This is a genomic window from Alkalispirochaeta americana, assembly GCF_900156105.1.
In the GTDB taxonomy this organism is placed as follows: Bacteria; Spirochaetota; Spirochaetia; order DSM-27196; family Alkalispirochaetaceae; genus Alkalispirochaeta; species Alkalispirochaeta americana.
Genome location: NZ_FTMS01000009.1, coordinates 88,120 through 107,524, shown reverse-complemented (window position 1 = coordinate 107,524; position 19,405 = coordinate 88,120). Strand labels below are relative to the sequence as shown.

General features: G+C 57.3%; 15 protein-coding genes, 1 tRNA gene and 1 riboswitch. Of the genes, 7 read left to right on the top strand and 9 right to left on the bottom strand.

The window, feature by feature from the left end:
- Positions 1-4: 4 nt before the first annotated feature.
- Positions 5-1,243, top strand: coding sequence for an anthranilate phosphoribosyltransferase (gene trpD, locus BW950_RS08210; RefSeq protein ID WP_083943857.1), 1,239 nt, complete (start codon positions 5-7; stop codon positions 1,241-1,243).
- The gene (cobT, locus tag BW950_RS08205) at positions 1,240-3,345 is read left to right on the top strand and encodes a nicotinate-nucleotide--dimethylbenzimidazole phosphoribosyltransferase (protein ID WP_076488809.1); all 2,106 of its coding nucleotides are present in this window, start codon (positions 1,240-1,242) and stop codon (positions 3,343-3,345) included. Before trpD ends, cobT begins: the two co-directional genes overlap by 4 nt.
- Before the next feature lie 33 nt (positions 3,346-3,378).
- Here the strand turns inward: cobT and BW950_RS08200 are convergent, their stop codons facing one another.
- On the bottom strand, positions 3,379-4,275 hold the full coding sequence (locus BW950_RS08200) for a GNAT family N-acetyltransferase (RefSeq protein ID WP_083943856.1): 897 nt from the start codon (positions 4,273-4,275) through the stop codon (positions 3,379-3,381).
- A 247-nt stretch (positions 4,276-4,522) separates the two neighbouring features.
- Here BW950_RS08200 and BW950_RS08195 point away from each other — a divergent pair, with 247 nt between their 5' ends.
- A complete protein-coding gene (locus tag BW950_RS08195) occupies positions 4,523-5,680 on the top strand; it encodes a 1-propanol dehydrogenase PduQ (protein ID WP_076488807.1) in 1,158 nt (385 codons plus the stop codon).
- On the opposite strand, the gene BW950_RS08190 is transcribed toward BW950_RS08195, so the two are convergent.
- The gene (locus BW950_RS08190; protein WP_076488806.1) at positions 5,628-7,019 is read right to left on the bottom strand and encodes an MATE family efflux transporter; all 1,392 of its coding nucleotides are present in this window, start codon (positions 7,017-7,019) and stop codon (positions 5,628-5,630) included. The two genes, BW950_RS08195 and BW950_RS08190, sit on opposite strands and share 53 nt — an antisense overlap.
- Positions 7,020-7,130: 111 nt before the next feature.
- On the opposite strand from BW950_RS08190, the gene BW950_RS08185 reads away from it, so the two are divergent.
- Positions 7,131-7,943 carry a MerR family transcriptional regulator gene (locus BW950_RS08185; protein WP_076488805.1) on the top strand — a complete coding sequence of 271 codons (813 nt, stop codon included), beginning with the start codon at positions 7,131-7,133 and terminating at the stop codon, positions 7,941-7,943.
- 56 nt (positions 7,944-7,999) lie between these two features.
- Here the strand turns inward: BW950_RS08185 and BW950_RS08180 are convergent, their stop codons facing one another.
- Together BW950_RS08180 and BW950_RS08175 are read right to left on the bottom strand one after the other, a co-directional pair.
- Complete coding sequence (locus BW950_RS08180) at positions 8,000-9,544, bottom strand: bifunctional metallophosphatase/5'-nucleotidase (RefSeq protein WP_076488804.1); 1,545 nt, start codon at positions 9,542-9,544, stop codon at positions 8,000-8,002.
- A gap of 107 nt (positions 9,545-9,651) precedes the next feature.
- Positions 9,652-10,980, bottom strand: coding sequence for a radical SAM protein (locus BW950_RS08175; RefSeq protein ID WP_076488803.1), 1,329 nt, complete (start codon positions 10,978-10,980; stop codon positions 9,652-9,654).
- 47 nt (positions 10,981-11,027) lie between these two features.
- On the opposite strand from BW950_RS08175, the gene BW950_RS08170 reads away from it, so the two are divergent.
- On the top strand, positions 11,028-11,882 hold the full coding sequence (locus BW950_RS08170; RefSeq protein WP_076488802.1) for an MBL fold metallo-hydrolase: 855 nt from the start codon (positions 11,028-11,030) through the stop codon (positions 11,880-11,882).
- Positions 11,883-12,034: 152 nt separating this feature from the next.
- Positions 12,035-12,478 carry a hypothetical protein gene (locus BW950_RS08165; RefSeq protein ID WP_143559176.1) on the top strand — a complete coding sequence of 148 codons (444 nt, stop codon included), beginning with the start codon at positions 12,035-12,037 and terminating at the stop codon, positions 12,476-12,478.
- A gap of 65 nt (positions 12,479-12,543) precedes the next feature.
- Here BW950_RS08165 and mgtE read toward each other — a convergent pair whose 3' ends face one another.
- From mgtE to BW950_RS08145, 4 genes are all read right to left on the bottom strand, one after another.
- The gene (gene mgtE / locus BW950_RS08160) at positions 12,544-13,926 is read right to left on the bottom strand and encodes a magnesium transporter (protein ID WP_076488800.1); all 1,383 of its coding nucleotides are present in this window, start codon (positions 13,924-13,926) and stop codon (positions 12,544-12,546) included.
- 101 nt (positions 13,927-14,027) lie between these two features.
- Complete coding sequence (locus BW950_RS08155; RefSeq protein ID WP_076488799.1) at positions 14,028-14,711, bottom strand: MgtC/SapB family protein; 684 nt, start codon at positions 14,709-14,711, stop codon at positions 14,028-14,030.
- 323 nt (positions 14,712-15,034) lie between these two features.
- A riboswitch (M-box (ykoK) riboswitch) is annotated at positions 15,035-15,214 on the bottom strand.
- 101 nt (positions 15,215-15,315) lie between these two features.
- A complete protein-coding gene (ald, locus tag BW950_RS08150; RefSeq protein WP_076488798.1) occupies positions 15,316-16,443 on the bottom strand; it encodes an alanine dehydrogenase in 1,128 nt (375 codons plus the stop codon).
- 98 nt (positions 16,444-16,541) lie between these two features.
- Positions 16,542-16,626, bottom strand: a tRNA-Leu gene (locus tag BW950_RS08145).
- Between the two features lie 101 nt (positions 16,627-16,727).
- Here BW950_RS08145 and BW950_RS08140 point away from each other — a divergent pair.
- Complete coding sequence (locus BW950_RS08140; RefSeq protein ID WP_076488797.1) at positions 16,728-17,207, top strand: peptidylprolyl isomerase; 480 nt, start codon at positions 16,728-16,730, stop codon at positions 17,205-17,207.
- Positions 17,208-17,243: 36 nt separating this feature from the next.
- On the opposite strand, the gene BW950_RS08135 is transcribed toward BW950_RS08140, so the two are convergent.
- The gene (locus tag BW950_RS08135) at positions 17,244-19,325 is read right to left on the bottom strand and encodes an ATP-dependent helicase (RefSeq protein WP_076488796.1); all 2,082 of its coding nucleotides are present in this window, start codon (positions 19,323-19,325) and stop codon (positions 17,244-17,246) included.
- Positions 19,326-19,405: the final 80 nt, after the last annotated feature.

Sequence of the window (19,405 nt, the reverse complement as noted above, 5' to 3'; positions counted from 1 at the left end):
AGCCATGGAGAAGATAGAAGGGCCGATGGAGTCGGCCATGACAGATGTAATCAAGATGTCGGAGGGTCTCGAGGGTCTGGAGGGTGCACCCATGGGAGACCGGGCCTTTGGAGCGCTCGTCTCCCGGTTGATCGGCCGGGAAGATCTGGACTTCGGGACGGCCCGGGAGGCCTTTCGGGAAGTCCTCTCTTCCCGGGTGACCGAGATGCATCAAGGCGCTTTTCTTGGTGCCCTGGCGGCCAAGGGAGAGGCTTTGCAGGAGTTGGCGGCGGCCTGGCAGGTTATCTACGAACTGGATACGGTAAAGCCCCTGGAGAAAGAGCCTCCTGACGTTCAGCAGCATTTCCTCAGCCTGAAGGTGGTAGAGAACTGCGGTACGGGAATGGATTCCTTCAAGACGTTCAACATCAGTACGGCCGCCTCAGTAGTGGCTGCCGCCTGTGGAGTTTCTCTGGCCCGCCACGGCGCGCGGTCCATTACCTCCCGTTGCGGAACGGTAGATATCGCCGAAGCCTTGGGGGTCGATCCCGATGTGCCTGTTTCGATGGTCCTCCGTAGTGTCACCACAGCCGGCATTGGCCTCTTTAACGGAATGAGCCCCGCCATACACCCCCAGGCGCTGGGGAGGATTCTCTCGCAAATTTCCTTCGGTTCTTGCCTGAACATTGCGGCGTCCCTCTGTAACCCCGTGATGCCGAAAATCGGGGTGCGCGGTGTCTACGCCCGGGAACTGGTGGAACCCGTGGCCGAGCTGATGCGGCAAATCGGATATCACCGGGGGATGGTTCTATACGGAGAAATCGATAACTCTTTTCACGGCATGGACGAGGCCTCGGTGTGTGGAACAACCTGGTGTGCCGAGTTCAGTGACCAGGGCCCCCTGAAGGTCTATTCCTTTCGGCCCGGAGATGCTGGCCTGGCCGTGCACGACCCCCGGGAGATTGCTCCCTCGGGGGACCTTTCCCAGGAGGCGGGCCGCTTTGTTCGAACCATTCTGGGAGTCGATGTTTCAGCCAGAATTGAAGCAGTTCTTCTGAACGCCTCGTGCCTTCTCTACGTTGCCGGAAAAGCCCGGGATCTTTCGAAAGGAGTCATACTGGCCCGGGAGGCGATCGAGTCCGGAGCTGCCTTCGATCGGCTTGATTCCTGGGTCCGCGCCCAGAACAGCGATCCTCAGAGGGGTGCTGCCAGACTCCGAAGACTTCGCACCTTGGCAGGCCTTGCTTCGGGAGAAAGACCATGAGACTTGTCATGACGGGGATCGGTCAGGCCGAGATGGACGAGTGCCCTCAGGGTGCCCTGGAAGTGGAGTACTGCGGTGTTTGCCGTACCGATGGAAAACTCTACCTCGAGGGACAGCGTGATCTTCACCTGCCTCGCGTGCCAGGCCACGAAGCGGTGGTGCGGGACCGGGAAGGGGGGCAACGCTTTGTACTTTGGCCGGGTATCGCCTGCGGCAACTGCCGGGACTGCCGTCAGGGAAAGGAGCAGCGGTGCCGGACGATCAGGATCATGGGGTTCCACTTCGACGGTGCTTTCGCATCCTCTCTTGACCCTCCCCGGGGGTCATCGTTTATCACGATCCCGGTTCCTCCCACGGAGCATCCCGAGCTCTATACGTTTGCAGAACCTCTGGGGTGTATCTTCCACGCCTTTGATAATCTGAGGGGGGATGAGCGAAGCGTGCTGGTCTACGGTGCGGGAACGCTGGGTCTCATGGCCTGGCGCCTGGCTCGGGATCGAGGTATTCCAGCGGTGATTCTGGAACGAAGCCAGGAAAAGATAGATCTGGTGGCCCGACGGTTTCCTGCGGTGCCGGTGCGAAAGGAGCTGCAGAATAGCCGGTACGGGGCAGTAGTGTGTGCCTGTTCCGACTATCAGGCGTTCTGTTCGGGGATCACCAAGCTTGCGAAAGGAGGAATTCTCCTCCATTTTAGCGGAATAACAAAGAACGAGACAGTTTCCACAAATCTGCTCAATATCATCCACTACAAAGAGCTTGCTCTGGCGGGAACTTACGGATTGCACCCCCGGGATATGGAACGGGCCGTGGCGTTTATTGCCCGGGAGGAAGAGTTTTTTGCCCTCCTGGTGGAAGAGGTGATTTCCCCGGAGGATTTTCCGCGACTCGCCCGGGATGTGTACCAGGGAACGAGGCTCAAGTACATTCTTCAGCCTGGCCGGGCACGTTGTGGGGATTCTTTCTCCGATCCCCCGGTTGGCCCGATATCCTGTGAAGGTTCGCCGGAGCAACGCCCGGGCGCGCGGGATATTTTGGAGGGGCAGAAAATCTTCCCCGTGTCTGCGTCGATCCGAAGTGCTGCACGGCACCGCATGGACCGCAAGGCCAAGCCCCTGGGGGCTCTGGGAGACCTGGAAGATCTGGCGGTCCAGCTCTGCGCGGTTCAGAATACCTTGGACCCCCAGGTCAGACGGAAAGTTATGGTGATCTTTGCTGCCGATCACGGTGTGGCCGAGGAGGGCGTTTCGGCGTATCCGCCCGAGGTGACCGCTCGAATGGTAGATACCTTCGCCCGGGGCGGGGCCGCTATCAACGTTCTCTCCCGCCTTCATGGCCTTGATCTGACCGTGGTCGACATGGGTGTAAGGGGAGCAGTCGCCTCTCACAGGAAAATCATGAACAAATGGATCGGCCCGGGCACCAGAAACAGCGCTCTCCAGCCAGCCATGACCTCCCGGCAGGCCATGGAATCGCTCAAGCGGGGCCGGGAGGTCTTTTTGGAACTGATGGACCGTCATGGACCGATAGATCTGGCAGGATTCGGGGAGATGGGAATCGGCAACACCACGGCGGCCTCGGCGATTATCGCCCTGGCCACGGGGAAAACTGCCCAGGAGGTGGCAGGCCGTGGTACCGGTCTGGACGACGAAGGACTGCGGCGAAAGATCGAGGTTCTGGAAAAAATTATAGCGCTCCACCGAGGAGGCCAGGAGGAGGGCCCGGATGGTCTTGATATCCTCCGTTCTGTGGGAGGATTCGAGATCGGTGGAATCGCCGGAGCTCTTCTTGCGGCAGCTTCCGCACGAACTCTGGTGGTTCTGGACGGGCTTATCTCGACTGCCGCCGGTATAATAGCCGCCATGATCGAACCGGCAGTGAAGGACTATATTATTGTATCCCACGCTTCGGTGGAGCCGGGCCACAGGGCGGCGTGTGGTTTTCTCGGGGTGAAGCCTCTGGTCGATCTCTCCCTGCGCCTTGGTGAAGGATCAGGAGCTGCCCTGGCAATGCCTCTGATAGAGAGCGCTGCTGCCGTCATGAGAGACATGGCTTCCCTGGAGGAGGCGGGAGTGGTTCCGCCGGGAGATCGCGCCCGATCCTGAAGGTTTTCCATGAAAGTTCCGGCTGGGAGCGCATCACTCCCAGGGGGGATTCATCTTCACCCACGAGACGGTCCGGTCCGGAAGAAACCCGATTTTTTCCACCAGCTTCATGGATGCCTGGTTCCGGGGCTCCACATTCAGGAAGGGAGTCTCTCCCCGAGCACACCGTTTTCGTACCAGGTCTCGCAGAACCCCTTCGGCCAGACCCTGGCGGCGGCAGGATGAAAGAACGTGAAGAAATCCCAGGGATCGGTCATCGTGGGTGAGTCCCCAGGCGACCAGTTCGCCCTGCCGGAGTATCCCCGACGAAATATCTTCTTCAAGCCGCTCCTGGATATATTCCGTCGAGGTGTACTCCTTATAATCGGAGTTGTCCTGGATAAACCGGGCTTTCCCGGGATCTATCGAGGGGAGCAGCCCCGTCAGGCCGGAGGGATCTTCTCCCTGCCAGGATCCTGTCTTCCAGGGATCGCTCTGATGAACGATGTCTCCAGAGGCCGGTTCCCGAGAGGAGAAGGGGAAATAGAGTCTCCGGGTGTCCATTTTCCATTCAAAGGATCCTGAAGCTGCAAGAACGTTCGCCATCCAGGGCTGCACATTTGCAAAATAGGGTGTTATCCTCCGACACTCCCGGAGAAGTTCCGTCAGTTCTTCTTTTCCGGCCTTCTGGTGTGTTTCGGGAAGGGCCGTTGCCGGGGTAGTGGTTGCACCCGGCGAGACTGACCAAGGCGTGGAAACTGCAGGCTCCGCAGAATAGAGGTATCCCCAGAGATAGTCGCTTTTGCCGAAAAGAACCAGGGAGTTCCCCTGGCGAAGGACATGCCTGATCGGCCTGGTTGCAAAAAACCCCCGGATCGGCAAGGCCTGGAGCGGATCGATCTCCAGGAGGCGGCTGATTTCTTCGGTGATCATGGCCCGCAAGAATAGCATTTTTTCTGATCCTGATCAGGCCTTCTCCCGGGTGAAGGAGGGGGCGTATTATCAGTGCTCAATCATTGTAACATTGTAAGATCCGCGATTTTTCCTGCATGAAAGATCGTGGATGGAAGGTCTTGCCTGAGGGAAGGGGTGATGCGATAATCAAAACTGGGCATTCGGAGAAATTCAGCGATTCTGGTATATGCTGGAGTGCGGAACAATCCAGGAAACGCCTCATTGAACTTCGTCAGGAGGGGCCATGACTACCTTTACCTTGGGAACAAAAATTCTGTCGGGTTCGGAGAGCCTGAACTACCTTCGAGACCTGAAAGCCGATACAGTCTGTGTAGTCACCGACGCTACCATGGTTTCCCTGGGGATCACGGAGCTGGTAACAACTCTGCTTGACGAAGAAGGTATCTCATACCGGGTCTTTGATTCGGTCGAGGCAGATCCGAGCCTCGAAACGGTTCAGACCGGTCTTTCCCATATTATCGAGACCAAGCCTGATGCTGTGATCGCCGTGGGTGGCGGATCAGTGATCGATGCTGCCAAGGCAATCATGTATTTCTGCATCAAAACCAAGGAACGGCTCCTGCACAAGACGGAGATCTTCAAACCCCATTTTGTGGCCATCCCCACAACCAGTGGAACGGGATCGGAGGTAACCTCCTTTTCGGTTGTCACAGACACGGCAAGACAGACCAAAATTGCCCTGACTGATCCTCTGATGGTGCCCGATGTGGCGATCCTGGATGCCCGATTTACCATGAGCGTTCCTCCTGCCGTCACGGCCGACACCGGCGTTGATGTGATAACCCACGCCTTCGAAGCCTACGTTTCAACCGAAGCCAGTACCTTTAGCGACATCCTGGCGCAGCAGGCCCTGGAGATCGCCTTTCATAACCTCCAGCAGGCCTTCCGGGACGGCCAGTGCCGTGAGGCTCGGCAGTTCATGCACGAAGCCTCCTGTCTGGCGGGTATCGCCTTTACCAACGCTGGTCTGGGGATCAATCACAGCCTGGCCCACGCTGTGGGGGGGCGCTTCAAGATCAGCCACGGCCGGACCAACGCGATCCTTCTGCCCCTGGTGATCGCCTTCAACTCGGGAGCTCTCGACGGCCGGGAAGAGGAGTTCGGGCACAAATATGATCGCCTGACACATCTCTTCCGCCTCGATCTGCCAACATCTGCCGAACGGCTGCGGGCGCTGGTGACGCTGGTGCAGCGCTTCAACCAGGCCCTGAAAATTCCTCCTTCCTTTGCGGCCCTGGGCATCCAGGAGGATGCCTTTCGTCAGGCCCTTCCCGTGCTGGCAGCCAAGGCGATGGAGGATGTCTGTACCACCACAAACCCCCGGCCCGTTAATGTTCAAGAGCTGGAGTGCCTCTTGGAGCAGGCCTGGCAGGGCCTCTAGCGGGCTTTTCCCTGTGGTGAGCTCTGGCGTATTGGGCATACAGGCCAAGCGCGGCCACAAGGGTGATGGCCTCGTAGACCACAGGAGCCATCCAGATGCCGGGCTCGCCCAGGAGGGGCGGGAGAGCCAGAAGCACCAGTGCTATCAACAGATATCCCCGAAGCAGACAGATCACCGTGGCCCGCAGCGTCTCTTTAAGAGCGGTAAAGTATCCTGCCAGGATTACGTTAAACCCGCAGAGGAGAAACCCCAGACTGAACATCCTGAGTCCCCGTAGAGAAAGAGCAAAGACCTCGCTGTTCCGGGGGTCAAGAAAGAGTGCCACCAGAAATCCCGGCGCCAGTTGGGCTATAGCCAGAAAGGCCAGGGAAAAGAATACCGCAGTACGATTCCCCAGGGAGAGAATCCTGCGAAAGTTCCAGGGTTCCTGCCGGCCGTTGTAATAGCTTACCAGAGGCTGCATTCCCTGATTGATTCCGATCATCGTCATGAGAACCAGGTTGTTCAGGTACATGATGACACCAAAGGCGGCAAGGCCGTAGGCCCCCAGGGTTCTCACGATCGTCAAGTTGAAGAAAAATATACAGAACGCTGCCGAGAGTTCTGTCAGGGCCTCGGGGAATCCTATGACGAACATCCTTTTGAGGGCGTGCCAGTCCCAGCGGGGTCGTACAAGCTTAAGATTCGATTTTCTCCCGAGAAAATGCACCAGGCAGCCCACGCAGGCCACGGCTTGGGACATGCCGGTTGCTATGGCCGCCCCCCGTACTCCAAGGGGAAAGAGAATGACCAGGAAGTAGTCCAGGACGATGTTTGTCACCGCTGCCACCACCACGAAGACTGTGGAATAGACAGGAAAGCCATCAGCCTTCACCAGGACCTCCAGGGAGTAGGCCACCATGAAGAAGGTGCTGAAGATGATGATTATCCTGAGATAGTCCTTCACATCCTGCATCGTCTCGGGGGTTGCCCCCAGAAAGAGGGCGATCTCATTCAGGAACAGGAGCGAGAGGCCCGTGATGACCACGCCCAGGACGGTGAGAACCACCACGTTCAGGGTGAAGTAGTGGTTGCACCGATCCCATTCTTCTCGGCCCATGGCAAAGGTGATCATTGTAGAGGACCCCACTGCAGCCAGGAGTGACACAGCAAAGATGGTGTTGATATAGGGCATGGCGGTATTTACTGCTGCCAGTGCCAGGGGCCCCACACCGCGGCCCACAAAGATTCCGTCGATCATTGTATAAATAGAGAAAAACCACATGGCGCTCACCGACGGCACCAAGTATCGTAAAAATTGCCGGGTTACCGGCGAAAGAGATGAAAAAACGTTACGCATACCAATACTCCTGAAATGTGCGAGTTTTGCCCGGTCTTGCCGGGAAAAACAACCTTGAGAAGGACTCTAAACCTTGGTACAATGCCAAGGTCAAGGAAGGCTGGACAAAAAATGAAAAAAGAATACCGGATTGGCGAGATCTGTGCGCTTTACCGAATCGGCCCCGACTCGTTGCGCTACTACGAGCGAAAGGGCTTGATCTCTCCAAAGAGGAGGGAGAACGGCTACAGGGTCTACACCCTCGATGATATCTGGCGCCTCAATATCATCAAGGATCTTCGCAAACTTGACTTTTCAGTTGATCAGATAAAAGGCTATCTCCAGAAGCGTTCTATTGGAACAACGATTGATCTGATGCGGCAGGAGCTCGACCTGATCGAGCGGGAAATCATGCCCCTGGCGGCACTGCGGGACCGCCTCTCCGAGAGAATTCAGGTCCTGGAGCGTTTTTCAACCGAGGCGGTGCGTGAAGAGATCTCCCTTCAGGAGCTTCCCGATCGGCCCGTGCTCTTTCTGGAAGACACCCTCTCCACCGATCAGGAGGTCGACCTGGCCTTTCGGACACTCCAGGGTCAGGATGATGAAACCCTGTTTCTCTTTGCAAATAATGATATGGGCGTGGTTGTCCCCGAGGAGGGGCTTCGGCAGGGTGTCTATACACGGTATCAAAAGGCATTTTTCTTTGTCGATTCCCGGGATTTCCCTCGGGCCGGGACGATTCCCGGCGGCACCTATGCAATCCTGGTATACAGGGGAAGCTACCGGAAAAGCCCGGACTGTTTCGAGAGGATTCTGAAGTTCATGGGGGATCGCGATCTGGAGATTGGGGGGAGCGCGCTGGAGATCTACCGACTGGATATCCACGGCACATCTCGCGAGGAAGAGTTTATCACCGAGATCCAGATCCCTGTCAGAGAGAAATAAGCCGGGGGCCAGGACAGCCCCCGGCAGGGCACCTTTAGGGTGCCCCGGGAGTAGCGTTATTCACCGATCACGGTGATGCGGCCTTCGATTTCGGGGGCCACGGGGCTCCGCTCACCGATGTAATTGGCAAAGACCTCATCCATGCTTCCAAAGGTCGAGTAATCGAGCTCGGGCAACATATCCAGACCATCACCTCCGGCGTGGAGGAAATCGTTGGTGGCAACGCTGTAGGTTGCGGCGAGGTCCAGAGAATTGCCGTTCACACGGACATCGGCAGGATCAACACGCTCTCCGGCGGGCCGGGAAGGATCATAGGAGAAGGTCAGGCCCGACCAGTGCATGAAAGCGCCGGCTGCTTCGGGGTAGGCTGCTACACCAATTTCGATAACCTCGAGTACCTGCGCTCCCGTGAGCTCCACCGATACAACCTGGTTGCCAAACGGCATGACCTGGATTGTCTGACCACGGGTGATCTCTCCCACAGGGATCGATGCCCGGATTCCCCCGCCGTTGCTGAAAGCAAGATCGGAGTCGGCCACGTCTCTCATGGAGTCTATCACCAGGTTTGCAAAAGCCGTTTCCCGAACCCGCACGCTTTCGCGTTCGCCGTCCAGAAAGACCGCTGTCTCTCCCACAATCTCGTTCAGAATGTCGCCCTGGCGCTCCTTGATTGTCTCAATCAGGGCCACAACCCCGGGATGAGGTTCCACGTTCTGGGCCTCTTCTTTGGTGATCAGCGAGGCGGTGGCGCTCACCACAACACCGTCTTCTACCACGATATCAACCACGCCCAGGTTTTTGTTGTATTCCTCGGTCTGGACGATCAGGGTATTGCCCACGCGGTATCCCTCGGGGAGGAGGGTATGGGAATGGCCGTCCACGATGATATCGATTCCCGGCACAGCCTCGGCCACGAGTCGGCTGTCGTAGTCGCCCTCGAACCCCAGGTGAGCCAAGGCAACGATCACGTCGGCACGGCCCTGGAGATGATCCACCATTCGCTGCGATGCCTCGATGGGATGGCCGAAGGCAAGCCCCTGGGTGCCGCCGGGATGGCTTTTCCAGAGCGTTTCCGGTGTAGCCAGGCCAAAGATCGCCACGGTGACTCCGCCCGATTCCTTGATCACGTATTCCGGCAGGAGCGATGATCCGTCGGCTTCGACGGTGACGTTTGCTGCCAGGATCGGAAACTCTGCCAGTTCAGCCAGTTCCAGAAGACGGTCCTGGCCGTAGTTGAACTCGTGGTTTCCCGCTACCATGGCGTCGTAGCCGATAAGGTTCATAACCTCTACCATGCTTGCTCCGCGTTCAATGTTGGTTATGGGAAGGCCGTGAACGGTATCGCCGGCATCAAGAAGCAGGACGGCTCCTTTTTCCTGTCGCTGGGCTTCTATGAGCGCAGCCAGGCGGTCCGTGCCCATGCCGTCAAACCGGCCTTCCTCAATGCGGCCGTGCATGTCGTTGGTGTGCAGAATGGTAAAGGATCCGCTTGCGGGTTCTCGGGGTTCTGGTGCTGTTCCGCACATTGCCAGGGAGAAAGCCGTGGCCAGCACAAGGCCAAGAGTGAGTAGCTGGGCTACAATCGTCTGTCGTCGTATCATATATTCACCTCCTGAGTGGAATAGAAATCCCACTATACCACATCAAACACAAGCAGAAAAGCTTTTCACGGATTTTCTTGAGATAAATGAGGTGGTTTTTGGAGATTTTAATCAAGCCAGGGTTCAAAGGCTCGGTCTTCCTCCAGGAGCCGGTGAAGGAAGTGAACAAGCCGGGGATTTTCCAGGATCTGGCTTAAACGATCTTCCCGGAGCGCATCGCTGATCGCCTGGTCTCCATCAAAGGAGGAAGATCGTCTTTCAGTTTTCAGCCAGTTCTGGTAGGCCGTGATTGCCCGGTCCAGGCGCTGTGTGGAAACCCCCTCCTGCTGATACCACTGGAGCATCTGGTGGAGGACCAGATAGATTTCGTCGGCCCGGGTTACATACTGTCGGTAGATACGGTGAGGAATAAACGGGGGAAGGCGGTATTCCCGGGCGACCCTGCGAAAGCGCTGGAAGAGATCGTTCCCGTAGGAGGTTTTGACTGTTCCTGCCGGAGAATTCCTGCCGTAGAGATCGTGGTAGAGCTCCTGCAGGTCCAGGGGGCTTCTGATGGCCGACTTGCCTGGACCATTCGGATCGACCGGGTTGTCCGGGTTAGTCAGGGGGGACAGGTTAGTCAGGGGGGACAGTCTGGAGAGGAAAAAATCTTTCTGTCGCCCCGGGCGCAGGGTGAGTCCTCCCGGAATGAGGCATTGGGCGCCGGTGTCCCCCACGGTTCGGGCAAGGGCCCCCAGGGCCCGGGATGAGTCGGTCAGTTCCGGCAGAAGGGGCATGGCAAGAACGCCCGTGGCAAAACCGGCCCGGGAGAATCGTTCCAGGGTTTTGAGGCGCTGGGTAGAGGAGGGCGCCCCTGGCTCGAGGATAGCTGCTGTCCCGTCGTTCAGGGTAGTGATCGTCATGAGCAGCAAAAAGCCTGCTTCCTCATTCAGCTTTTTCCAGAGGTCTATATCCCGCTCTATCAGAGTTGATTTTGTCATGATCATCACGGGAAACCGGTAATAGCCCAGAAGGTCAGCACACCGCCTGGTCAGGAGGAGTTCTTTCTCCAAGGGCTGGTAGCAGTCGGTGATTCCGCTTCCTATGGAGATGATTCCCTTTTCCCGTAGCCGTGGCAGCTCTTTCTCAAGAAGATCGGGGGTGTTCTCCTTCACAATGATATCCCGGGAAAAGTCGCCCTCCACGTGATATCGTTCGGCGCGACCGTCGCAGTAGATGCATCCATGACTGCAACCCTGATAGGGCGAAAAGCGGTACCGTGCCATGGAAAAGGTGCTGGGCAGAGGAGACGTAACCAGGGCCTTGCGGCCGCGACGCAGGCAGGGGCGAGGCGAGAGATCCTGATCATTGGAAAGCCCCGCCCGGTCAGCGGAAATCCTCGTGAGACCGGAGGATTCCTCGGGAGGTTCAGAAGACTCGGAAAAAGGTTTTCCCATCGCGCTTTGAAGTGTATCATGGAGACCATCTTCTGCCAGGGGGCTTCATGGATATCAGGTTTCTTGGAACGGCGGCATCACCGGCGATGCCCCTCCCGTTTTGTGTGTGTGCCGGTTGCAAGACAGCCCGGAAAGAGGGGGGCAAGAATGTCCGTCGCCGTTCAGCCTGTCTGGTCAACACCGATCTTCTGCTGGATCTCGGGCCGGACGTTCCCTCGGCAGCTGCCTCCCGGGGCTGGTCCCTCACCAGGGTAGAACTCTGCCTTCAGACTCATCCCCACGCCGACCATTTTGACCCGGAGCTGCTCATATCCCGCCACCCCGAGTGGGGAGGGGCCGTGCGGGCCCCCCTGGTCTTTGCCGGGTCCCGCAAGACGCTGGAAGCGCTGGATGCGGTTTTTCAGCGACAGTGCGACTACGGATCGCTTCTGGAGAAGCCTGTGCAGGAGGTGCTTTCGCTCGAAATCACAGAGCTGGAGCCCTTCCGGGAAATATCCCGGGGACGATATTCGATTATTCCCTACCCGGCGAACCATGCCCGCGAGTTTGATTCCCTGGTCTACGCCGTTTCCGACGGGGAAAAAAGTCTGTTCTACGGAACCGATACCGCCGGGATCGACAGCGAGGTCTGGGACCATATGGTTGCCAGGGGCAGGGCCTTCGATGCGGTGGTCCTGGACCAGACCTACGGCTTGGGGTTTCCTTCATCGGATCATTTGTCGGCCGAAGGAACCGCTGCCGCCGTGAGCCGCTTCAGAGAGCTTGGTCTTCTTGCTCCCGGAAGCTGTGTTTTCGCCACTCATCTTTCGCACGAGGGAATTCTGGAGCACAACCAGATGGAGCGGTGGGCTCTGGAGAGGGGGTACAACATCGCCTATGACGGCTTGATGCTCACTTTGTAACCGTCGACGATCTCGCGCCTGGGGGCGCCTGGTGCGTATTTTGCTCTTTTGTTGAATTGCTGTTTCCAGAAAGCGATAATTCAGGGTGGAGGGCGCGATGAGTTTCAGGAAAGGTTCTGTTTTGTTCCTTCTCCTGATTTGTGGGGGGGGGATTGTTTGGTGAGACCTCGGGATACCGGTCGTTGCGCCTGATCCTCGGTCCCGAGAGCCGGGATTACTCCCTGAACTCCAAGGTGTCTACCGGTGTGGGTGATTTCCACTTGGGGTCTTCCAGTGCTTCCTGGGATTCTGCCTGGGCCATTCTGAACCGTCCCGAAGTGGCTGTCGAGGTTCTTCCCTTTATCGGGGTCGGTCACAGTCGTCTTTCCTTCGAGGCAGGATCGCTCTCTACCACAATGGAGGGCTACGTTGTCGAGGCAGGAGGATATCTGAACATTCTCTACCGGGGATTATCCCCTTTGGACATCGGGTTTGGTCTGGGATTCATCTCCCGTCAGAACCGGTTCAGCGAGGGTCTGGCAGGAGGGAGTACCCTGGATGTCGATATCGATGCAACGGTGATCCGGATCTTTTGCATCGCCGGATTCCGCCTGTAGTGACCCGGGTGCCCACAGGGGACACCCGGGCCATGATCTCCAGGAGACCCGGTTCCGGCCCGGTCCTAGAGAACCTGGGGCAGGAAGATCGTTACGGCCGTGAAGTAGATCATCAGTCCACTGACATCCTTGATCGTGGTGATGATGGGGTCTGCACCTGCAGCCTGATCAAAGCCGAGTTTCACCAAGATCCAGGGAACGATAAAGCCCAATCCCACAGCAATTGAGATGGTCAAGGCCAGCGAGATGCCTACGGCGACTCCCAAGGCTGGTATTCCCATCCAGAGACCCGCGATGATCCCGCCGCAGATTCCCAGGGCGATGCCCATTCCCACGCCGTTTCTGAGCTCTTTCAGCCACTGGCGGAAGAAGTTCCCCATGCTGATCTGTCCCAGTACCAGGCCACGGGTGAAGATCGTGGACGATTGAGTCCCTACGTTCCCTCCCATATCCATGATGACCGGGATGAAGATAGCCGTGGCAGCCACCGCCTCAAGAAGCTCTTCGAATACCCCGATCACCGCTCCGGCAAGCATTCCACCGGCCAGGGTTATGAGCAGAAAGGGCAGGCGGACCCGCAGGACGTGGCCAAAACTGCCGTTGATCATGTTATGGCTTCGGTCCGATTCCCTCTTGGTGATATCAATCAATCCCACCTTGTCGTACATATCGTCGGTTGTCTCTTCCCTGATAACATCCATGGCGTCATCGGCGGTCAGAACGCCTACCAGACGATTCTCCCGATCCACCACGGGGAGTTCAAACGCATCGGCCCGTTGAAGAAAACGGGCCGCATCCTCCTGGTCATCGCTGGTGTTGAGCACGTCCAGATCGTAGCTGCCCAGCAGTTGGGAAATCTCTGTGGCCGGGTCTGCCACCACCAGTCTGCTCACAGGAATCATCCCCTCGATATGCCGTGTTTCATCGGTCACGTAGAGCATGGTCACGGGAAAGTCGATCTCTTTTTTCTTCATTCGCAGTCTGTTGAGTGCTTCCTCCACGGTCATGGCTTTGGTTACCTGAAAATGGACCGGTGACATGATTCGTCCCACCGTGCCATCGGCGTAGCCCATTAGCTGCGATGCCGCCTGACGCTGCTCCCTGGGAAGGCCTTCCATGAGCCGCTTGGCCACTTTTGCCGGAAGCTCATCCAGAAAGCGAACCTGATCGTCGGGGTCAAGCTCCGTGAGAAGCTGGAGTGTTTCTTCCTTTGTGAAGGACACCACCAGGTCTTTTTGCATCACCGGGTCCATCATTTCGAAAACATCGATGGCCACGTTTTTGTCGAGAAGCCTGAATACCACAGCCCGGTCGTGTTCTTCACAGTCCTGGAGTCCGTAGAGTAGTTCCGCAGGCGTCATGCCCTGCATTTCTGCCTTCAGCGGTTCAAGATTTTGGGACTTTATGTGGTCATGTGCAAAATCTGCAAAGTTGTCTGTTATGTTCATTCTCTTCTCCCTTTTTTCGGCGGTTCTTCCATTCCTGTGGAAGCAGTTTCCCGCACGCGGTTTGTTGTGAATCTGGTGTGAGCGCTCCATCGCGCTTTCGGTTACGCGGCGTCCCAGTGGATCGCCTGCACCGATTCCTCCAGACCGATTCTGGAAATGATTTGTTCCAGCTTTGCTGCCTCGTTCCTCTTCATCATCACACGAGCTGTAATAGCTATACGGCCATCCTGATCCGACTCTTCCCGGGAAACTCCCCGGAGCGAGATCGCTTCGGCGCTCATCATGGCGTGCAGCACGCTTCGAATGTGGGGTTCTTCGGCGACTCCACAGAGAACCGAGAGCTGATACTCGAGAAATGGTTCTTCCCGGTTCGCTCCGTTCGCTCCGTTCGCCCCAATGGAGAAGCGCAGGACGGTGTTGACCCCCACAATTACGGCAGTCCCCAGAGCTGCCGGAGCCAGAAAGCCAAAGCCGGCCAAAGAGCCGATCGCTGCTGCGGACCAGATCGTTGCGGCGGTGTTCAGTCCGGAGATGGAATACCCTTCCTTGAAGATTACCCCGGCACCAAGGAAACCGATTCCCGAAACAATCTGGGCGGGTATCCGGGTGGGGCTGGTATCACCTTCAACCATCACCGACAGGAGGACAAAAAGAGCTGAGCCTGTTGCCACCAGACCATTGGTCCGGATTCCTGCGGTGCGGTTTCTCCATTGCCGCTCGGCGCCGATCAGTATCCCCAGCAGGAGCGCTGAGATAACTCGTATTGTGAAAATGTGTAGTGCCATGGGCACCCCCTTGTTCATCACCCTCGCGGGTACATGTCCAGGAGATACCTACGGGGAGGTTTTCGGAAGACAGGTACGCTGGAGGATGGTTGTGTGGGCATGTGTGAAATCCCTTAAATCCGGTAAAGGATCGCTGTCCATTCATCCTCCTTCCTGGTGTAATATCGGCGGGGTTTGGTGCCGGCCAGATGAGAACTCGCGAGAGAACCCAGGCACCACCGATAAAAAAAGGCCTTCCCCGGAAAATCCGGGAAGGCCTTTGGTTGCTGCGCACGACCTCTCATGGAGAGACCAGGCGGAGCGCCTTGCCGGATTCCGACAAGACAGGCCTTCCTCGTTGCGGTTTTAGCACTGCGGGGCGTTTGGAAACCTCTCAGGGTTTCGCTTGAGCCGCGTTATGCAGATCCTTAATCCGAATCTGCCTGTTCAACCCCTTGGCGTCTCTCGACATTTCGGGGCAGCGGCGTATATCCACGCAGGAGCCTCACCTCACAAAGGCATGGCCAACATACACAGGCGATTTGTCTGTGTCAAGTTCTTTTCCGGCTCTTTTCCGGCTCTTTTCCGGAAAAGCCTTGCGATTTTTCCTGCCCTGGCGCAGATATCACGAACCTTCTTCGTCAAGGAGTTCCTGGATATCCCGGTGGGGCAGGTCAAAAGCTTGCGCCACGCCCGGGCAGGTCAGGTGATGCCGATAGGTATTCACGCCCAGGGCGATTCCCCGACTCCTTCGGGCGGCCTCTTTCAGGCCCAGGCTGGCGATCTCCAGGCCGTAGGGCAGAGTAACCGCGGTAAGGGCCTGGGTGGAGGTTCGCGAGACCGCCCCCGGCATATTGGCCACACAGTAGTGAAGTACTCCGTCAACTTCATAGACGGGATCATCGTGGGTTGTCGCGCGAGCCGTCTCCACGCACCCTCCCTGGTCAATTGCGACGTCAACAATGACCGCGCCTCGTTTCATGTGCTGCAGGTCACTGCGGGTGATGAGTCGGGGAGCCCGGGCCCCCGTAACTAAAACCGCCCCGATAACGAGATCGCTCTCTCCGAGGACCATCTCCAAGTGTGATCTGTTGCTCGAGAGGGTAGTCAGACGCCCCTGGAAGATATCGTCCAGGTAGCCCAGGCGCTCCATATGCACATCGAGGATGGAAACCTGGGCTCCCAGTCCAAGGGCGATCTTGGCTGCGTTGGTTCCCACCACACCACCGCCCAGGATGGCGATCTTTCCTTTTTCCACACCGGGAATCCCGCCCAGAAGCACTCCTCGTCCTCCCTGGGGGCGCTCCAGAAAGCGGGCTCCTTCCTGAACGCTGAGTCTTCCGGCGATCTCGCTCATGGGTCGCAGAAGCGGGAGCTGGCCCGGCCTGGGTTCTACCGTTTCGTAGGCAACTCCCGATACGCCTTGTTCCAGCAACGCCGAGGTGAGTGTCTCTTCTGCGGCCAGGTGAAGGTAGGTAAAAAGAATTTGCCCGTCCCGCAGCAGAGGGACTTCTGAGGGCATGGGCTCTTTTACTTTCACGATCATCTCGCAGGATGCATAGATTTCTTCAGGGGTGTCACAGATATGTGCGCCGGCCCGGGTGTATTCCTGATCGGTAAAACCGGCTCCCAGGCCTGCTCCTGCCTGAATCAGAACATGGTGTCCCGCCCTGGTGTAGGCCCCTGCACAGCCGGGGGTCATGCCCACCCGGTACTCTTGTCGCTTCACTTCGGTAACAGAACCGATCTTCATCTTCAGCCTCCGGTCATAGGTCTGGGGTCAAAGGATGATTTTACGGCGACCTGAAGAAGAAAGGAACCGGAAAAGAGAAAACTTCCCGGGATTTATTCTGCCGGAGACGGGACTTGAACCCGTACAGCTGCAATAGCCGGGGGATTTTAAGTCCCCTGTGTCTACCAGTTCCACCACTCCGGCAACAGAGGGATTCTATTCCGGCCAGCTTGTGCAGGTCAAGGAAAGAGTTCGAACCAGGCCGAAAAGCTTGTCCGGAACCGTCGAAGCTGGTACGGTACAGCATGAGCATACAACAATGGGACTCTGCTCCCGCGATGACGATCGAAACCGATCGCGTGTACACGGTAACGATGGAAACCAGCAAAGGTTCCATCACCCTGGAACTGTGCCCCGAGCATGCCCCGGTAACGGTGAACAACTTTCTCTTTCTGGCCAGCGAAGGCTTCTATACCGATGTAGCTTTCCACCGGGTGATCAGCAACTTCATGATTCAGGGGGGTGATCCCACCGGTACTGGCCGGGGAGGCCCGGGGTACCGCTTCGCCGATGAGACCAGGGGAAACCCCCTGCGCCACGAGGCAAAGGTAATATCCATGGCGAACGCTGGCCCGAACACAAACGGAAGCCAGTTTTTTATCACCCACGCACCCCAGCCCCACCTGGACGGCAAGCATACCGTCTTTGGAAAGGTCACTGCCGGTGCTGATGTGGTGGACGCTATCGAGCAGGGCGATCGGATTACGGCGCTTTCCGTAAGCTGACGAGAGAACGCGGGGGAGACGATCTCTCCCCTGCATTCAGGCCCCGAACTGGGCTTTCAGGGCCGCAAAGGGGTCTTCGGGTATTTCCATTCCTGCGGCCGGGTCGGCCACAGTTTTTATCATTAATTCTGCCGGGATCTCCTCGATAAAGGGCGACGGCAGGGCCTCGATCATCTCGCCCTGGACCTGGCGCCGACGACAACTGGTCATATAGAGCTGTTGACGGGCCCGGGTGATCGCCACGTAAAAGAGCCTGCGCTCCTCCTCCAGGTTCCCTTCGCTTTCTTCTACGGCCCGCTGGTGAGGAATAATTCCCTCTTCCACTCCTGCCAGAAAGACCACATCGAACTCAAGCCCCTTCGCGGCGTGGATCGTCATGAGGTTCACCTTCCCGGCTGCTTCCTCGGGCGAAAGTTCGTCCCGGGTCTGCAGACTGATCCTGTTCAGGTATCCCTGGAGGGTGGGTTCCAGCACGTCGGGGTTCTGCTCGTAGCGATCGATGGACCGAATAAAAAACCCGATATTTTTCCACTTGGCCTTGGCTGCCCGTTCGCTCTTCTGAAACTCCTGTACCAGGTAGCCCCAGTAATCAACCTCCGTGGCCAGGCGTTCTGTCGTTGCTGCCAGGTGTTTGCTTTCGGAAAACCGTTCCTGGTAGCTTTCAATAAGTTCCAGATACTCCTGAAGGGCACCCAGGGGGCCTTTTCCTATCGTGTGCTCTGCCTCGTTGTGGACCGCCAGGGTAATCGCCGAATAGAGCGATATTTTGCGCTCGTCGGCGATCTGGTGGAGGGCTTCCACAGTGCGCCGGCCGATTCCCCGGCGGGGTGTGTTGATCGTGCGCAGGAGACTCACATCGTCGTCGGGGTTCAGGACGATTCTCAGATATCCCGCGATGTCCTTGATCTCCTTGCGCTGGAAGAAGCTCTGACCGCCGGACATGCGGTAGGGAATGTCAGCCTCCAGGAGGGCTTCCTCGATCACCCGGGCCTGGCTGTTGGTACGGATGAGAATTCCGAAGGAATCGTAGGCAAGGCTCTCCTGATAGGCTGCAAGCTTGATCTTTTCGGCGATGAACGATGCTTCGGCGCCGTCATCGTCGGGGAACGAGAGCTCCAGGGGATTTCCGCCGTCTATCTGGGTCCAGAGAGCTTTTTCCTTGCGGTTTGTGTTATTGGCGATCACGGCGTTGGCTGCCGAGAGGATTCCCCCCGTGGACCGGTAATTACGCTCGAGTTTGATCTCCCGAACCTGGGGAAAGTCCTTCTCGAAGCGCTCTATGTTCGAATAGTCTGCCCCGCGCCAGCTATAGATCGACTGATCGTCGTCACCCACAACACAGACGTTCTTCCACTCCTGGGCAATCTGGTAGAGCAGATTATACTGGGGGGTGCTGGTATCCTGAAACTCGTCCACCAGAACGTACCGATAGAGATCGGCATAGTGGCCGCGTACCTTGGGATGCTCCCGGAAGAGGGTCAGGGGCTGCATGATCAGGTCATCGAAGTCCACGGCATTAAAGGTAATCAGGTGTTCCTGGTAGCTGCGGTACAGATCCTGAAAGGTTGATATTCCCCGGACTCCGGCGGACTTTTCTTCTTTCTCTGAACTTGAGGGGTTCAGCATGGCGTACCAGCGTTCATCCTGCCAGGTTATGCGTTCAGTCTTTACTCCGGAGAAGAGTTGCAGCAGATTGTATATTTCCAGCTCTTCCGGATCTATCCGGAGTTCCCGGGCTGCCTCTTTCAGAAGCGCTACCTGGTCCCCTGTGTCGTAGACGGTGAAGTTGGGGCGGTATCCCAGGAGTCGGCCGTAACGTCGAAGAACGGCCAGTCCGAAGGCGTGAAAGGTGCTGATTGTGAGAGCTGCGGCTGTTTTCCCTCCGTTCCCTCCCAGGAGTTCTTTTATACGCTCCTTCATCTCGCCGGCGGCCTTGTTGGTAAAGGTCATGGCCAGAATCGATTCAGGCGGAATTCCCTGGGAAAGCATATAGGAGATGCGTGTGGTGATAACGCCGGTCTTCCCGCTCCCCGCACCTGCAATGATCAGCAGAGGGCCATCTATGGTGAGTACAGCATCGCGCTGTTGTGGGTTCAGTCGTTCTAATAGGTGATCCATCGGGAGCGCCAGTGTAGCGAAGCGTCTTCGCTGTGGGTAGGGGGAGGGGAAAATTTTTTATTCCACTTCCTCAATTATTG

Bases quoted from the DNA above. Each gene is read 5' to 3' on its own strand.
- BW950_RS08170 (WP_076488802.1), top strand. From the start codon at position 11,028: ATGGATATCAGGTTTCTTGGAACGGCGGCATCACCGGCGATGCCCCTC.
- ald (WP_076488798.1), bottom strand. From the start codon at position 16,443: ATGAAGATCGGTTCTGTTACCGAAGTGAAGCGACAAGAGTACCGGGTG.
- BW950_RS08155 (WP_076488799.1), bottom strand. From the start codon at position 14,711: ATGGCACTACACATTTTCACAATACGAGTTATCTCAGCGCTCCTGCTG.
- BW950_RS08200 (WP_083943856.1), bottom strand. From the start codon at position 4,275: ATGCTATTCTTGCGGGCCATGATCACCGAAGAAATCAGCCGCCTCCTG.
- BW950_RS08135 (WP_076488796.1), bottom strand. From the start codon at position 19,325: ATGGATCACCTATTAGAACGACTGAACCCACAACAGCGCGATGCTGTA.
- BW950_RS08190 (WP_076488806.1), bottom strand. From the start codon at position 7,019: ATGCGTAACGTTTTTTCATCTCTTTCGCCGGTAACCCGGCAATTTTTA.
- BW950_RS08195 (WP_076488807.1), top strand. From the start codon at position 4,523: ATGACTACCTTTACCTTGGGAACAAAAATTCTGTCGGGTTCGGAGAGC.
- mgtE (WP_076488800.1), bottom strand. From the start codon at position 13,926: ATGAACATAACAGACAACTTTGCAGATTTTGCACATGACCACATAAAG.
- BW950_RS08175 (WP_076488803.1), bottom strand. From the start codon at position 10,980: ATGGGAAAACCTTTTTCCGAGTCTTCTGAACCTCCCGAGGAATCCTCC.
- BW950_RS08185 (WP_076488805.1), top strand. From the start codon at position 7,131: ATGAAAAAAGAATACCGGATTGGCGAGATCTGTGCGCTTTACCGAATC.
- cobT (WP_076488809.1), top strand. From the start codon at position 1,240: ATGAGACTTGTCATGACGGGGATCGGTCAGGCCGAGATGGACGAGTGC.
- trpD (WP_083943857.1), top strand. From the start codon at position 5: ATGGAGAAGATAGAAGGGCCGATGGAGTCGGCCATGACAGATGTAATC.
- BW950_RS08180 (WP_076488804.1), bottom strand. From the start codon at position 9,544: ATGATACGACGACAGACGATTGTAGCCCAGCTACTCACTCTTGGCCTT.
- BW950_RS08140 (WP_076488797.1), top strand. From the start codon at position 16,728: ATGAGCATACAACAATGGGACTCTGCTCCCGCGATGACGATCGAAACC.